We start from the raw sequence: 15,915 nt of genomic DNA on the forward strand, positions 1-15,915 counted from the left end.
GAGTCGATGGTGGCAACCACCCAGCAGACGATTTCATTCAAACGGTTCCGCGACGATCCGACCGATCTGGAGGCGGCCTACTTCCGTTGGATCCAGCCCGGCGCCCCCGCGCCGACGATTACCGATCGGGCCGAACAGATCTTCCGAAACCACTTGGAACTGGCCGCGATTCGGCTGCCAGGCGCGGCGATCACCCGGGTGTACCGCCCCGACGACGGCAGCGGACTCGGCGCGGCCATCCAGATCGTCAATGACGATATGCCGCTGCTGGTCGACTCGGTGACCACCGCGCTGCGCCGCCTCGGCGCCGCGGTGACCGAGGTCGTCCACCCGGTCTTCGATATCGTGCGGGACCGGCGCGGGCGGCTGCGGGCGATCGCACCCAAGGAGCCCGACACCGTACCGGCGAGCGGCAGCCACACGGTCACCGAATCGTGGATCCATGTGCAGCTGGCGCCAGGTGTCGGAGCCGCGCTGCTGGATCGGATCGATCGCGAGCTGCCCGCCCTGCTGCGGGTGCTGCGCAAGGTCGTCGACGATACGCCGGGAATGGCGAACGCGATGGTCGCGTTGGCGGGTCGGCTCGACCATATCGCGCAACGCTCCGACGATCCGGAGGTGCCCGAATGCGCGAAGTTGTTGCGCTGGTTGGCCGACGGGCACTTCACGGTGCTCGGCTACGGCTACTACCGCAGCAGCCGGACCGATGCCGGAAACGAACCGCAGCAGGTGCCGGGCACCGGCCTCGGCGTGCTCTGGAACGGTTCGAATATCGATCTCGATGTCCCCGTAATGGGCAACACCCGACCGGTCCTGCGGCTGTCCAACGGATCGGTGGATTCGCTGATCCCGGGATCGGGTGAGCTGTACTTCGTCAGCGTCGCCGACTACGGCAGTGGCGGTACCGGCGTCGGCGCGGTGCAGGGTGAGCACGTCTTCGTCGGCACCTTCACGGTGACCGGCCTGCACGAGAACATCCTCGACATCCCGGTCATCACCCGCCGCGTGCACCAGGTCATCGAATGGGCCGGCTTCGAACTGAATTCGTTCTCCGGGCAGGCGATGCTGGAGATGATGCAGTCCTTCCCACGGGTGGAGCTGTTCTCCACCGATGCCCGGCGGCTGTTCGAAACCGTCTCCGCGGTCATGAATTTGGGGCTGCGCAGGCAGGTTCGCCTGTTCATCCGGCGCGATGGTCGCAGCGGTGCGGTCTACTGCCTGGTCTACCTGCCCCGTGATCGATACTCGACCGAGGTCCGGCTGCGCATGGAGGAGATCCTGCGCACGGAATTCGACGGTGAGCAGGTCGCGTACTCGGCAAGGGCGAGCGAATCCGAGTTGGCCGTGGTGTATTTCACGGTGCATCGCGGTCCCGACGCGGAGCCTGCCGATATCTCCGAATCCAATCGCGAGCGCATCCAGGAGCTGCTGTTCGCGAGCACCCGGAGTTGGGCCGACCGGTTGGTCGCGGCCGCGACCGGCGTACCCGCGATCTCGCCGAAGGCCGCCAACGCCTACGCGAGCGCATTCCCGGTCGGTTACCAGCAGGAGTACGAGCCGGAGCAGGCGCTCGTCGATCTGCAGCGGCTGGACCGCCTTGGCGATGGCGCCATCGATACGAATCTGTATCGCAACGCCGAATCGCCGTCGGGGGAGTGGCGTTTCACGCTCTATGTCGCGGGCGAGGGCGTCTCGCTGAGCCGCGTGCTTCCCGTACTGCAAAGTCTCGGGGTGGAGGTGGTCGACGAACGGCCGCACCGCATCACCCTGCCGGACGATACGCAGAAGTGGATCTACGATTTCGGGCTGCGCGTCCCGGCGACACTGTTGCGCACCGCGATCGATGCCGACCTCGAAGCCGATCTCACCCGCTCGGCCGACGAATCATCGGTCGAAGGCGGTGTGCGGCAATACTTCCCGGAGGCCTTCGCGGCCATGTGGAATGGCAGCGCCGAGGTCGACGCGCTGAACGAGCTGGTTTTGCGCGCCGGTCTGCAGTGGCGGCAGATCTCGATACTGCGTGCCTACGGGAAGTATCTGCAGCAGGCCGGATTCGCCTACACGCTGGGCAATATCTCCCGAGTGCTGCTGGCGCAGCCGACCATGGCCCGGCTGTTCACCGAATTGTTCGACGCCTACTTCGACCCCGAGGGTGTCGGAGCGGTGGCATCGGCGCGGGCAGCGGGCATCGCCGAACGGCTGCAGGCCGAGATCGACGCGGTCGTGAGCCTCGACGCCGACCGTATCCTGCGCGCCGTGCTCGGCCTGATCACCGCGACGCTGCGCACCAACTACTATCGCCACGACAGCGACGGCAACGCGCCGGAGTACCTGTCGTTCAAATTCGATCCGCATGCCGTCTCCGAATTGCCCAGGCCAAGGCCGCAATTCGAGATCTTCGTGTACTCGCCGCGGGTGGAGGGCGTGCATCTGCGCTTCGGTGCGGTGGCGCGTGGTGGCCTGCGCTGGTCGGATCGTCTGGAGGATTTCCGCACCGAGATCCTGGGTCTGGTGAAGGCGCAGGCGGTGAAGAACGCGGTGATCGTGCCGGTCGGTGCCAAGGGCGGTTTCGTGGTCAAGCAGCCGCCGACGGCGACCGGTGATCCGACCGCGGATCGGCAAGCGCAGTTGAACGAAGGCATCGCCTGCTACCGCACCTTCATCTCCGGTCTGCTGGATGTGACCGATAACGTCGACCACGCCTCCGGTGAGGTGCTGCCACCGGAGCGGGTGGTGCGCCGCGACAGTGACGACACCTACCTGGTCGTCGCCGCCGACAAGGGCACCGCGACCTTCTCCGATATCGCCAACGATGTTGCGCGCCAATATGGCTTCTGGCTCGGTGACGCCTTCGCCTCGGGTGGTTCGGTCGGTTACGACCACAAGGCGATGGGCATTACCGCCAAGGGTGCGTGGGAGAGCGTCAAACGGCATTTCGCCGAGATGGATATCGACACGCAGACAACCGATTTCACTGTCGCCGGGGTCGGCGATATGAGCGGCGACGTCTTCGGCAACGGCATGCTGCTGTCCGAGCACATCCGCCTGGTGGCCGCGTTCGACCACCGGCACATCTTCCTGGATCCGAATCCCGTTGCGGCGACGTCGTTCCGGGAGCGGCAGCGGATGTTCGCACTGCCGCGCTCGTCGTGGGCCGACTACGACAAGTCGCTGATCAGCGCGGGCGGCGGTGTCTACGACCGGTCCGCCAAGGCGGTGCCCGTCAGCCCCGAGGTGCGCGCGGCACTGGACCTGGATCCGAGTGTGACCACGCTGTCCCCGCCGGAGATGATCCGCGCGATTCTGCTCGCACCGGTCGATCTGTTCTGGAACGGCGGTATCGGCACCTACATCAAGGCATCCACCGAGACGAATGCCGATGCCGGTGACAAATCCAACGATACGGTGCGTGTCGACGCGAACCAGCTGCGCGCCAAGGTGATCGGCGAGGGTGGCAACCTCGGTGCGACCGCGCTCGGTCGCGTCGAATACTGCGCCAATGGTGGCCGGATGAACACCGACGCCCTCGACAATTCGGCGGGTGTCGACTGCTCGGACCACGAGGTCAATATCAAGGTGCTGCTGGACGCGGTCATCTCCGGCGGCGAACTCGATGCCGCCGACCGCACCGAACTGCTCGCCGCGATGACCGACGAGGTCTCCGAACTCGTGCTGCGCGACAATATTTCGCAGAACTTCCGGATGGGGCTCTCGCGCGCTCAGGCGGTGCCGATGGCGGGCGTGCACCGGCGTTTGATCGCCGACCTCGAGTTCCGGCGCGGTGTCGATCGGCGGCTCGAGGCACTGCCCTCGGATGCCGAGCTGAAGAGGCGTGCCGCGGCCGAGCGTGGGCTCACTTCGCCGGAGCTGGCGAATCTGCTCGCCCACGTGAAGCTTTCGCTCAAGGATGACCTGCTGGCCGGGGATCTGCCGGATAACGCGGCATTCACCTCGGCGCTGCTGGCGTACTTCCCCGCGCCGTTGCGCGCACGGTTCGCCGACGCGATCGGCAGGCATCCGCTGCGCCGTCAGATCGTGGCCACCATGGTGGTCAACGACATGGTGGACCACGGCGGCATCACCTATGCGTTCAGGCTGGCGGAGGAGGCGGGTGCGAGTACCGACGACGCGGTGCGCGCCTTCACCGTCGCCGTGGAAATCTTCGATCTGCACACGCTCTGGCAACGCATTCGGACCACGCCGATGTCGACGGCGGCCCGCGACGAACTCGAGCGGGAGACCAGGCGCACCCTCGATCGCGTATCCCGCTGGCTGCTGACCAGCCGCCCGCAACCGATCGCCATCGGCGCCGATATCGCTCGCTACCGCGACGGTGTCCGCAAGCTCGCAGCCCACATGCTGCCTGCCCGCCTCCCCGCTGCCCACGCCGAGGATCTGGCGACGCATGCGCGCGCGGCCGTGGAGCGGGGTGCGCCGGCGGATTTGGCCGAGGAGGTGTACCGGCTCATCCACCTGTTCCCGCTGCTGGACATCCTCGACGTGGCCGATATCGCCGAACGGGATGCGGAGGAGGTCGCCGAGCTCTACTACGCACTCGACGATCACTTCCAGATCGAGCGGTTGCTGACCGCGGTGAGCAACCTCGCCCGCGACGACCGGTGGCGCACCCTGGCCAGGCTCGCGGTTCGCGACGACCTCTACGATTCGCTGCGCTCGCTCACCCTGGACGTGATCACCGCATCCGAACCGAACGAGAGTACCGCCGACAAGATCGCCGAATGGGAATCGGTCAACCGTCCCCGCCTGGCGCGCGCCGGGGCCTCGCTCGGCGAGATCTTCGCGGCGGGTACGCACGACCTGGCGACGCTTTCGGTGGCCGCACGGCAGGTGCGCAGCATGGTCAGTAGCGGGGAATCCGCTGCGGCAGCGCCTGTTTCGAGCTAACTGGCCGCACGCCCCCCGGTCTCGGCGATCGGTCCGCCGAGGCCGCGGGGGTGTGCAAAGCGTTGCCGGTGAATTTCCCCGTCATTCCCGCGAACATCGGGACCCATACCTCCGCAGTGGGTCCCGGTGTTCGCCGGGATGACGGGGACCGCTCGACATCGATTGCGCGAGAGGCTATCCGAGCGAGTGCTCGTTACCGGTAGACGATGTCCCTGCCGCCGGCCGCGATAACCAGGATCACCAATCGATTGTTCTCGATCCGATAGATGGCACGATAGTCACCGCAGCGGAGCCGATAGAAACCGACGTATTCGCCTGTCATCGGCTTGACCGCATTGTTCGCTGCGTAAGGATCATCACCCGATTGGGCGAGGTTCTGAAGTAGCCGGAGGGCGTCCGTCTTGGGAATATTGCGGATGCCCTGTTGTGCTTCCGGGGTGAACTCGAACCTGTATTTCACTTCGGTTCGTCCAGGATTTCAGCGAACATCTCGGTGAGGTTGATCGCCCCCTCGCCCTTGTACTGCTGGTAGCGGCGTTCGGCGATATCGGCGAGCTGTTCGTCTTCCCGGTTTTCCAGGGCTTGAAGCATGCTCACCGGCACCAGGGCGGCGACGGGGCGGCCGTCGCGGGTGACGATCGTGGTTTCACCGTGCTCTGCCGCATCCAGGGTTGTGGCTAGTCCAGCGCGAAGCTCACGGACGGTCACATGCTCGGTCATACACGCTATGTGTACACGCCGTGGTAGCGACATGATCACACTCTCGTCGATCTGTGGGGTGCCGGTCGCGTTTTATTGCGCCGCGCACGGAATCGTGGGGCATGCCGTGCGTGGGAGCCGCTCGCGGCTACCTGCGATCCTGCTCGGCTTCGAGTTGGGTGGCGCGCGCGATCCAGGTGCTGAAGTGGGCGGCGAGGTCGGTGGGGGTGGTCGGGTGGACGGTGTTGTGTTGGTCGTGGAGTTCGGTGTAGCGGCCGTCATCGGTGATGTCGTGCCATTGGACGGCGGCGAGCGGTTTGTTCGGTGTGGTGACGGGGCCGGTGAACAGCAGGGCGGACCCGCCGCCGTCGGCGGGGCGGTGTAGGAGGCGCTGAATGCGCTCGTGCGGAGTGTCGCCGTTGGCGGGAGCGGCGTCCTGCGTTTGGGTGCCGGGTTTGCAGGGTGGGAGGCAGTCGGCGAGTTGGGTGGGGAGGTGGTCGGCGGGGAACAGGCGGCAGCGGATCGGGCCGTTGGTGTCGCCGAAGGTGGCTTGTGCCAGCGACATCGCGTGCCGGTCGGATCGTGCGCCGACAATACGGTAGACGCGGACGCCGCCGTCGGTGTTCTCGTGTCGGGTTGTGCCGCCGAGGATTTGGATGCGCACCAAAGAGGTGGTCAAGGTATCCAGGGCGAGTTCGATTTCCGCTGATTCGTCGCGGGAGTAGCGCTCGCGCACGGTGGTTCGGTGGGCTTCGAACTCGTTGCGGTAGGCGAAGCGACTGGTGAAGCGGAGCGGATCGGGGATCCGGTCGTTCCCGAGGCTGAACCACAGTGCCACGAAATCGTCGGGCTCCCAAGTCCATTCGGCCATCAGACATTCCAATCGATCGTGCGGGGTTTGGTTGTGTGAGTGCGGTCGGCGAGCTGTTTGCGCCGCTGGAAGGCCAACCATGCGTCGATCTGGTCCAGGCTGCCGCTGTAGACGCGATATTGTGCCTATTCACCAGGGCTTGCCCCAGAGTCGGTGTCGGCGTGTGGAATCGGGGTTGATGCGACCGGCGGCGACCAGTGTGTCGAATGCGGCGTGTTTGCGTTCGCAGTCGTGCTCGCGATGTAGTTGCATCGCGACATGGGCGTCGGCGAGGGTGAACGGCTGCTCGGGTGGGCCGCAGGTCCACGCCTCCGGCCATTCGACCGTCCGCAATCGGCAGCGGCGTGTGGCGGGCCGGTCGCGGCGTGGCTGGTTCATCGGCCACACACACGCCACCCCGACCATCGCGAACACACAGCCGCCGACGACCGCGAGGACGCTGTGCACTATTTGCCACGCCCCCATAGCGGTTCACTTCTCGATGTCGTTGTCGGTGGGCCGTGGTGGTAGTGCCAGTTGGGTGAGCCCTTCGAGCACTTGGTTCAACGTGCGGAGCTCGGGGATGGCCTCGGGCAGGGAGCGGTCGATGGTGTCGACGGGAAAGTCGATGCCGCGCGATCGGGCGCGTTCGCGCGGGCTCGACTGCGGTGGTGCGATCCGGCCGTGCCGCACAAGCGTGTAGTACGCGACCCGCTTCCACGCGCACCGCTCGATCCGGCACGCGCGGTGTCGGCGCATCTGTGCGTGTGCCAACTCGACCTCGACGAAGTCGCAGATATTCGGTGGGTTGAGCAGCGCTTCTTCGTACATCACGCCGCCCCTGTCCCGGCGTCGGACACGCGGTGCGCGGAACGCACCCAAGTGCCTTGCGGGCAAACGGTTTCCAGGTCGAACCCGGCGTCACAGATCAACGCGGGCAGACAGTCGACGTGGTTGAGGTCGAAAACGACGATCACCTGGATTTCGAGCCCGGCCGCTATGCCGAGCCCGTAGGCTATCGGGTCGTCGACATCTGCCGGTGGCCGTACCGTGTACACGTACTGGCAGCCGAGCGTGGTCGCATGCCGCCGCACGTCGAGGGCGTGGCGTGGGGCATGCAGCCCGGATACGTCATTGCGAACGAAGCCAATAGCTTTCGGTATCGGGTTGTCGATTGGCCGAAGGTTCGGCACATCATCCGTAACTCGCGCGTTCATCGGTACCCCCATCATCTTCGGTGTGATCGTTGGGATCGCCGCAGCGGCGGGCCAATCGGTTGTCCCAGCCGCGTGGCGCCAAACGAGTACATCACTGTTTGACTCGAAAATGGAGTCATAACAATCTGATTGATCTCAGCTAGATTCCTTCCAGATCAACTGGATTGATTTCATAGTTCTGCTAACAAAAAGGTGGGGACCACATGGCATCGCAGACGACGACTCTTCCTCGCAGACTGCTGGCTCGACGATTGCTCCAGCTTCGCGAGAAGGCGGGGCTCACCAGGGATAAGGCGGCCAAGCTTTCCGAGATGAGTTCACAAACGTTGTGGCGGTTGGAGAATGGTCAGGTTGCCCTGGTTAAGAAGATGGTGATCCGAGCACTGTGCGATGTCTACAACGCGAGTGACGACGACCGGCACGCTCTGCTCTGGTTGGCGGAAGAGGCCCGCAAGACCGGTTGGTGGCAGTCCTACAGTGACGCGATGTTCGGGGACAAAGACCTCTTCGTCGTGCTCGAACAGGCAGCCTGCCGTATTACGTCGTTTCAGCTGACGTTGCTGCCGGGCCTGGTGCAAACGGCCGACTACCGGCGCGCCGTGGCGCAGAACTACATCCCAGCCTTGACGGATGACGAGATTGCCCGGCACATAGAACTCCTTGTCAAACGTCAAGAGCGCCTGCAGGAATCGCCTGAGCACTTCACTCTAGACGTAATGCTCAGCGAGGCGGCATTGCGTCATCAAATCGGCGGAGCCGCTGTCATGGCAGCTCAGTCGCGTCACCTCATTGAATTGAGCAACTTTCCGAACGTGTCCATCAGAATCGTTCCCCTGACCAGCGGTGACCACCTCGGACTGGAGGCACGTTCATTCGTGTTGCTCGAGTTCCCGGAGCACCCGAACCCGGCACTCACCGAGCCGCCCGTCGTCCACGTCGAGGGCTACACTGGTGCCTTGTACCTGGACAAACCCGACGAGATCGATCGGTATCGCATCGCGGTGTCGAGTATCGAGACCGCAGCGCTCGACGAGGACGAATCCAGGACGCTGTTAGTGGCAATTGCAGAGGAGTACGAAGCTTGAGCATCGATCTATCCGCGGCGAAGTGGTTCAAGAGCAGCCGCAGCGGCACCGGCGGGGATTGCGTGGAGGTTGCGCACCTCGATGGAGGCATGATCGGAGTTCGTGATTCCAAAAACCCAACCGGCCCGGCGTTGGTTTTCACGCCTAGGGCGTGGGACGCTTTCACTTCGGGCGTCTCGGATGGAGCGTTCGACCGCCACGCCTGAGCCTGACGTATCTCCGAGCACCACAGCGGCCCCATCACGACAACTCCGATGTCGAGATGGGGCTGTCTTCCACTCCAGCCCGGTCGAAAACCGCTCTCGCACAGAGCTTCTGATTTCAGACCGGCGTGTCATGCGGAGCGTCGATGTGTGCCCCGTGGCGAAGTTGTGCGCGAGCCCAGAATCCTATGGTCCTGGCCAGGAGAAGATCTTGGCTTGCGCGGGCGCCTGCTGCGGCAGATTCGCCACCAGGTCTTGGTATTTCGCCGCCTGCTCCGTGTCGACGCCGGTGATGCGTTCGCGGACAGTGCGGAAGAGGGTCTGGAAGTCTTCGATGACCTTGTAGTGCGACTCCATCACCGCATAGACGCTGTTCTCCGAGCCCTGGGATTTTTCTCGCCATCGCTTGACCATCGTCTTAGCGGAGATCAGGTCTCGGTCGCCCTGCGTGGGGAAACCCTCACCGAGATCCCACTTCTCTTGCTGCGAGACCTGGGTCATTAAGCGCTGAATCTTCCGGATCTGGTCTTTGAAGTATTCGCAGTCACGGTCGATATAGACGAACTTGTCGAGATCCATCCGAATTGTGAGTCGGCCCTCGCTGGCCTCGGTGATCAGATTCGCCAACGGGCTCGGTGCTGCCTTGTCGCCGTCAGCCATGTAGGTCCCTCCCTATTCCATCTGTTAAGCAATGATCAGGCAGTGGCAGGCAAGCTGGGCACAACCTTCTCTACCAACCCCCGAGCGAGCACGCACGAGTCGGTGCTGCCGGTGTCGCGGTTCGACGGCGGATTGTTCAGGTTGAACTCGAGGCTGCCCCCCTTCATCTCCACATCCACAGTGCACGCCTCCTTGATGTAGGGGCCGTCGAACTGACGGGTTGAGATCGCTCGCCTGCCGTTGATAGTGAACTCACTCGCTTCGGGGAAGTTGCGGCTACGAATGAGATCGATGGTGAGATTCGTGGTGCGGATGCTGACCGAGTAGCCGTTGGATCGCACCCAGGCGCAACCGCGCCATTTGACTCCACCGCTCGCTTCGCTGTTGTCAGGGTCTTTGCCATGCAGCTTTTCCGAGTCCAGCACATTTTGCGGTACGTCCTTGCACGGGTCATAGCTGTTCGGCGCATCGGCAGCCAGCGAAGGCCCCGCACCCGTAGAAGTAGCAACCGGTTTCGCATCCCCGTCGGTCGACGACCCACACCCCGACAGCAGGACAACAGCACCAACCGCCAACGCGGCCCCGAACAGTGTGTTCCCCCTGCTGATCATGCGTCCTCCTGGTCACCGGCTTTATCGACGGCATCGATCAGGGCCGGCCCGGCTCCCGCCCCCTGTTCAGTTGGTTCGACCGTACCGGCAGGCTGATCCGCCTACAAGCTGCGGATGTCTCGTGTCCGACACCGGCATTCGAGGAAAGTACGTCTACGGGACTGGCCGAGGAAACTGCGCACCGCATTGGATTCCGCGGCCGCGGACGTGGATGCGTTGGCCAACGGCAGTTGTACCGGTGGCTTGGCAGCGGAGTTCGCCGCTGGCTGGAGCGATGTCCGCGATGGTGGCGGTCGCGCGCTGATTGGGAACTGGATCAGGTTGCGGCGGCGGTGCCGCAACTTCCGCAGAACTTGGCTGCTGCAGTCAGGTCCGCACCGCATTCGGTGCAGTGGCGCGGGCGGGCCGCCAATGGGTCACCGCAGTTCATGCAGAATCGCGCATTCGCTGGATTGTCGGTTCCGCAGCCGGTGCACACCGGCGGAACCGGTTGTGCGGCAGCCGGAATCGCCTGACGCTGCCACGGATTGCTTGGGGCATGCTGTTGGATGGCGTTCAAACCCAGTGCCGCGCCGAGGAATCCGTCCCCGCCGCCGTGGCCATGCGCGAAACCCTGACCCGCGCCGAGCGCCAATTCACCTGCGGCGTAACGCTGGAAGTCGCCGGCCAGGCGAATGTAGGTGACGTCCTTGGCCAGTCGCTTGATGCGGTCCGCATCTTCCGGTGCCAGGGTGATATCGAAGTTGCCCAGGCGCGGGATGCGCAGGCCGTATTCGTAGAGTGTCAGATTGGTCTGGCGCACCACGGCGGCCTCGATCGGCTCCAATTGTCCGGCCAGGCCGAGCACCGGCCAGTCGCCTCGGGAAATACCCTGTGTGACAGCGACTTTCATGGACTTCAGGAGCAGGTCCGAGCTCCAGGACTCGACTGTAGCCGGGACGCTCAGGTCGGTTGTGCCCGCCAGTGAGGTGACCAGTTCGGCCGGATCCCGCACCGACAGCGCGAATTCCCCGAAGACCCGCAGCGTCACGACCTGTTCACTGACCGGGTCGGCGATATCGGCCAGGCGGCCGCCGAACTTGATGCCGGGGAACTCGCGGGTGGAGACGAAATACAGTTCGGCGCGGTAGAAGTTGTTGCCGGTCAACGTATCCACGAGTGCGCCGAGAACGGGGAGTTCGTCGGCATCGATCCGATGCCGACCGGGCCCCATGGCTGCCACGACCTGCCCGGACTTGACGAACAGGGCGATCTCGTCGGCATTGACGATGGCACGGCTGTAGCGCCGGATGTTGACATCCGGCCACTTGTAGACCAGTTGATTCTTGCGATCCTCAGGGACCGCGATGAACTCCCGTTCGAACCATGCCATGCTCGCGCTCCATCAGCCGTAAACGTATCCAGCGTACCGATGTTCAGCGGTACGATCAACTAACGCCGAGGTCACGGCGGGTAGGGCGGCTCCAGAACGTTTCCACGCGGTTACAAGTCTTGACTCACTATTGAACGTGCCGTTGAATAGCGATACATTAAGCAGCGATATGATCGCCGTCACGTGAAAGGCACCACCATGACAACCGTTCAACACTCCGCGGAAGTGCCGGCGCCCGCGGATGCTCTGCATGCTGAGGATGCGGGCTATCACAAGGCGTTGCGCCCGCGCCAGCTGCAGATGATCGCGATCGGGGGCGCGATCGGAACCGGACTGTTCCTTGGTGCGGGTGGTCGGTTGCACACGGCCGGTCCCGGACTGTTCATCGTGTACGCGGTCTGCGGCATCTTCGTGTTCTTCATCCTGCGGGCGCTGGGCGAGCTGGTGCTGCATCGTCCGTCCTCCGGATCGTTCGTCTCCTACGCGCGTGAGTTCTACGGCGAGAAGCTGGCTTTCGCGGTCGGGTGGATGTACTTCTTCCACTGGTGCATGACCGGCATCGTAGACATCACCGCGATCGCCACCTATGTCCATTTCTGGGGAGCCACCGAGGCGATACCGCAGTGGTTGATCGCGCTGGTGGCGCTGGCCATCGTGGTCAGCATCAACCTGATCTCGGTGAAATGGTTCGGTGAGCTGGAGTTCTGGGCGGCGCTGATCAAGGTCGTCGCACTCGTCGCCTTCCTGATCGTCGGCACCATCTTCCTGGCGGGCCGATTCAAGGTCGACGGCGAGACCACCGGTTTCACCGTGCTCTCCGATAACGGCGGCCTGTTCCCGACCGGTCTGCTGCCCTTGGTCACCGTCACCACCGGTGTCGTATTCGCCTATGCCGCAGTGGAATTGATCGGTACGGCCGCCGGTGAGGCGGAGAACCCGGAAAAGATCATGCCGCGGGCCATCAATTCGGTCATCGCCCGGATCGGGCTGTTCTACGTCGGTTCGCTGGTGCTGCTCGGACTGCTGCTGCCCTACGTCGTCTTCAAGGCCGGTGAGAGCCCGTTCGTCACCTTCTTCTCCAAGCTCGGTGTCGGCGGTGCCGGCTCGATCATGAACCTGGTGGTGCTGACCGCGGCCTTCTCCAGCCTCAACGCGGGTCTGTACTCGACCGGCCGCATTCTGCGCTCGATGTCGATGAACGGCAGTGCGCCCAAGATCGCCTCGCGGATGTCGAATGGCGGTGTGCCCTACGTCGGCATCCTCGCCACCGGCGCGATCGCGCTGGTCGGTGTCGGGCTCAATGCGCTGGTGCCGGACAAGGCCTTCGAGATCGTGCTGAACATGTCCGCGCTGGGCACCATCGCGGCCTGGGGCGCGATCGTGATCTGCCAGCTGCAGTTGTTCCGCTGGTCGAAGAAGGGTCTGATCGAACGGCCGTCGTTCCGGCTGATCGGTGCGCCCTACACCAGCTACGCCACGTTGGTGTTCCTGGTCGCGGTGATCGTGCTGATGGCGTGCAGCCATGAAGTCGAGCAGCGTGGTGCGGTGATCGCCATGGCGGTGGTCGTGGTTCCGGCATTCGTCGGCGGCTGGTTCCTGGCCCGCAAGCGGGTGCTGCAGGTCGCTCAGGAACGTGAGGGCATCACCGGTCAGTTCCCGGTGTTGGCCGAGCGGCCGCGCCGCGAGGGTGAGACGGTCGTCGTTCTCGACAAGCCCGACGAGGAGTAGTAAACAGATCATTTCGAGCGACCCGCAAGCAGTCGCTACGGGATCTCCGCCCCGGACAACATGTCCGGGGCGGAGCTATTCCCATAAGGGGGAATAAGGCATGCGCACGGCGGCGGACGGCGGAAGAGAATGGGTCCCCTATTCACCGGGCTCGAAAGGTTCCCATGCCGGAACAACCCAGCGCCTCCGAGAATCCGCTGCCGCATCCATGGGCGAATCGGCGGATGCGTGGTACCGAGGTTCCGCGACGGACGCCACATCCCTGGGCTACCCGCGGCATGTCGAAACTCGAACCGTCGCAACGCCGCCAGCATCCATGGTCCGGGCCGAGCACCGTGGAACGCGCTCCGTCGCAACGAATCTCCGCGCCTCCGGCACCCGGTGACACCATGCCGGTGAGCGATCCGGTGACGGGCGCCGAGGAGACTCTCGAACTCGACGAGGCGGTCTCCGGTCGAAGCAGTCGCTCCCGGCCGAGTGTGCGCCGGCTCGGTGCGGGTCTGGTGCCGATGCCGCGAGTGGCGCCGGTCGACCCACGCACCGCCATTCTCGACGATCCGGAAGTGCCCGAACTCAAACGGTTCTGTTGGAAATGTCAGGAACCGGTCGGCCGTCGCACCGCCACCGAGCCGGGTGCGGTGGCTGGCGAATGCGGCCGCTGTGGCTCACCGTTCAACTTCCGTCCCACCCTGCAGCGCGGTGAACTCGTCGCCGATCAATACGAGGTGCAGGGATCGCTGGCACACGGCGGACTCGGTTGGATTTATCTCGCGGTCGACCGCAATGTCAGCGATCGCTGGGTCGTGCTGAAGGGTTTGCAGAACCCGCTGGACTTCGAGGCGCATGTGGTCGCGCTCGCCGAACGGCAATTCCTTTCCGAGGTGGCCCACCCCGGCGTGGTCAAGATTTACAACTTCGTCAAACATCGGTCTGCCCGCGATATTCCGGACGGCTACATCGTCATGGAATACGTCGGCGGACAATCGCTGAAGAAGATGCTCGATCTGCGCGGTAAGGAGCGCATTCCGGTAGTAGAGGCCATCGCCTACATCATGGAAATCCTGCCCGCACTGGATTATCTGCATTCCTTCGGATTGGCATACAACGATCTGAAACCCGACAACATCATGGTCAGCGAGCACGAGGTCAAACTGATCGATTTGGGTGCGGTCGCCGCGATGGACTCCTACGGCAGCATCTACGGCACGCCCGGCTATCAGGCCCCGGAGATCACCGAGACCGGACCGACCGTGGTATCGGATATCTACACCGTCGGCCGGACCCTCGCGGCGCTGGCCCTGGATCTGCCGCGCGACCGCAGCGGGAACTTTCTCGGCGGCATACCCGAACCGGATGAGGATCCGCTGCTGGCGCGCTATCCGTGTCTGTACCGCCTGCTGCTGCGCGCCACCGATCCGGAGCCGGAGCGCCGGTTCCCGTCCGCGTATTCGATGTACTGTCAACTCGCCGGTGCGCTGCGCATGGTCCTCGCGATCGATACCGGCCTGGAACATCCGCAACCTTCGGTCGAATTGAGCTCCATGCGAGACGATTTCGGCACCGACACCCTCATCGGCCAGACCGACGGCATCGTCGACGGCATGGCCCGCATGCCAGTGCTCGAGGCGCGCGATGTCGTCGCGGCCCTGCCGACGCCGTTGATCGATAGCGAGGACCCCAGTGCCGAACTGCTGTCCTCCCTACTACACGGCGAACCGCGGCACGCGCTGGACGCGCTGCGCCGGGCGCACGAACGCATCCGGGCCGGCACGATCGTCGCCCCGGAATCCTTCGACCTGGAGGGGCCGCTGACCGCGGTCCGCGCCTATCTGGACCTCGGCGAGACCGTTCCGGCCTGTCAACTGCTGGCCGATCTGCGCGCCGACTACAGCGCGGACTGGCGCATCGAGTGGTACGTCGGCATCGCCGCGCTGCTCGACGGCCATTACGAACGGGCCTGGCAGCATTTCGAGTCCGTGCACTCGATGCTGCCCGGCGAGATCGGTCCGGAACTGGCCCTGGCCGCCACCGCGGAACTGGTGCTGCAGCATCTGGACCACCCGGCCGAATCGGATCGCTGGCACCGCGCCGCGGCCGAGCACTACCGTGCGGTCTGGCGGACCAACCACGGCGTAGTGAGCGCGGCATTCGGCCTGGCCCGCCGGCTCGCCGCCGACGGCGAACTACTCGAGGCCGTCACCGTGCTCGACCAGGTACCCGCCGCCTCCAGACATCACGGCGTGGCGCATACGACAGGCTGCCTGCTGCTGGTCTCGCGGCCGATCGCCGATATCACCGAGGAAGATATCTGCACGGCGGCGGGTCGGTTGGAGGCGCTGCCCGACGATGCGCGAACGCTGCAATTGCAGGTCATCGTGGTCGGTGCGGCCTTGGAATGGCTGCGGGTCGGCGGGCGGCCGCGGAATCCGAACCGGACGATCCTCGGCTTCCCGGTGACCTCGGCCGGGCTGCGGCAGGGGCTCGAAACCAGCCTGCGCGCCCTGGCGAGAACGGCGCCGGATCGCTGGCACCGCTATCGGCTGGTCGATCTGGCGAATTCCATTCGGCCACGCACCCGCTGGTAG

14 protein-coding genes are annotated in these 15,915 nt (G+C 64.5%); 5 read left to right on the forward strand and 9 right to left on the reverse strand.

The features are described from left to right. Positions 1–6 precede the first annotated feature (6 nt). A complete protein-coding gene (locus ACQPYR_RS12525) occupies positions 7–4,905 on the forward strand; it encodes an NAD-glutamate dehydrogenase (RefSeq protein WP_433631392.1) in 4,899 nt (1,632 codons plus the stop codon). A 193-nt stretch (positions 4,906–5,098) separates the two neighbouring features. On the opposite strand, the gene ACQPYR_RS12530 is transcribed toward ACQPYR_RS12525, so the two are convergent. The 6 genes from ACQPYR_RS12530 to ACQPYR_RS12555 form a co-directional block, all read right to left on the reverse strand. Further along, a complete protein-coding gene (locus tag ACQPYR_RS12530) occupies positions 5,099–5,365 on the reverse strand; it encodes a type II toxin-antitoxin system RelE family toxin (RefSeq protein ID WP_433631395.1) in 267 nt (88 codons plus the stop codon). Next, complete coding sequence (locus ACQPYR_RS12535; RefSeq protein WP_433631397.1) at positions 5,362–5,625, reverse strand: type II toxin-antitoxin system Phd/YefM family antitoxin; 264 nt, start codon at positions 5,623–5,625, stop codon at positions 5,362–5,364. The genes ACQPYR_RS12530 and ACQPYR_RS12535 overlap by 4 nt, the downstream gene beginning before the upstream one ends. Positions 5,626–5,752: 127 nt before the next feature. Then, a complete protein-coding gene (locus tag ACQPYR_RS12540; RefSeq protein WP_433631400.1) occupies positions 5,753–6,475 on the reverse strand; it encodes an ESX secretion-associated protein EspG in 723 nt (240 codons plus the stop codon). A gap of 129 nt (positions 6,476–6,604) precedes the next feature. After that, positions 6,605–6,940, reverse strand: a complete 336-nt coding sequence (locus tag ACQPYR_RS12545; protein WP_433631403.1) for a hypothetical protein — start codon at positions 6,938–6,940, stop codon at positions 6,605–6,607. A gap of 6 nt (positions 6,941–6,946) precedes the next feature. Beyond that, complete coding sequence (locus ACQPYR_RS12550; protein WP_433631406.1) at positions 6,947–7,285, reverse strand: hypothetical protein; 339 nt, start codon at positions 7,283–7,285, stop codon at positions 6,947–6,949. Then, entirely contained in the window at positions 7,285–7,671 is a 387-nt protein-coding gene (locus tag ACQPYR_RS12555; RefSeq protein ID WP_433631408.1) for a hypothetical protein, read from the reverse strand. Before ACQPYR_RS12555 ends, ACQPYR_RS12550 begins: the two co-directional genes overlap by 1 nt. A 203-nt stretch (positions 7,672–7,874) precedes the next feature. Here ACQPYR_RS12555 and ACQPYR_RS12560 point away from each other — a divergent pair, with 203 nt between their 5' ends. Both ACQPYR_RS12560 and ACQPYR_RS12565 read left to right on the forward strand, forming a co-directional pair. Then, a complete protein-coding gene (locus tag ACQPYR_RS12560) occupies positions 7,875–8,756 on the forward strand; it encodes a helix-turn-helix domain-containing protein (protein WP_433631410.1) in 882 nt (293 codons plus the stop codon). After that, entirely contained in the window at positions 8,753–8,962 is a 210-nt protein-coding gene (locus tag ACQPYR_RS12565) for a DUF397 domain-containing protein (protein ID WP_433631413.1), read from the forward strand. The genes ACQPYR_RS12560 and ACQPYR_RS12565 overlap by 4 nt, the downstream gene beginning before the upstream one ends. Positions 8,963–9,145: 183 nt before the next feature. Here the strand turns inward: ACQPYR_RS12565 and ACQPYR_RS12570 are convergent, their stop codons facing one another. The 3 genes from ACQPYR_RS12570 to ACQPYR_RS12580 all read right to left on the reverse strand — a co-directional run bounded on the left by ACQPYR_RS12570 (position 9,146) and on the right by ACQPYR_RS12580 (position 11,602). Beyond that, on the reverse strand, positions 9,146–9,619 hold the full coding sequence (locus ACQPYR_RS12570) for a hypothetical protein (RefSeq protein ID WP_433631416.1): 474 nt from the start codon (positions 9,617–9,619) through the stop codon (positions 9,146–9,148). A 35-nt stretch (positions 9,620–9,654) separates the two neighbouring features. Then, a complete protein-coding gene (locus ACQPYR_RS12575; protein ID WP_433631419.1) occupies positions 9,655–10,230 on the reverse strand; it encodes a DUF3558 domain-containing protein in 576 nt (191 codons plus the stop codon). A 316-nt stretch (positions 10,231–10,546) separates the two neighbouring features. Beyond that, on the reverse strand, positions 10,547–11,602 hold the full coding sequence (locus ACQPYR_RS12580; protein WP_433631422.1) for an SPFH domain-containing protein: 1,056 nt from the start codon (positions 11,600–11,602) through the stop codon (positions 10,547–10,549). A gap of 198 nt (positions 11,603–11,800) precedes the next feature. On the opposite strand from ACQPYR_RS12580, the gene ACQPYR_RS12585 reads away from it, so the two are divergent. Then, positions 11,801–13,330, forward strand: coding sequence for an amino acid permease (locus ACQPYR_RS12585; protein ID WP_433631424.1), 1,530 nt, complete (start codon positions 11,801–11,803; stop codon positions 13,328–13,330). Between the two features lie 164 nt (positions 13,331–13,494). Then, positions 13,495–15,915, forward strand: a complete 2,421-nt coding sequence (locus tag ACQPYR_RS12590; RefSeq protein WP_433631426.1) for a tetratricopeptide repeat protein — start codon at positions 13,495–13,497, stop codon at positions 15,913–15,915.

The organism is Nocardia sp. CA-120079 (genome assembly GCF_050955745.1).
GTDB lineage: Bacteria > Actinomycetota > Actinomycetes > Mycobacteriales > Mycobacteriaceae > Nocardia.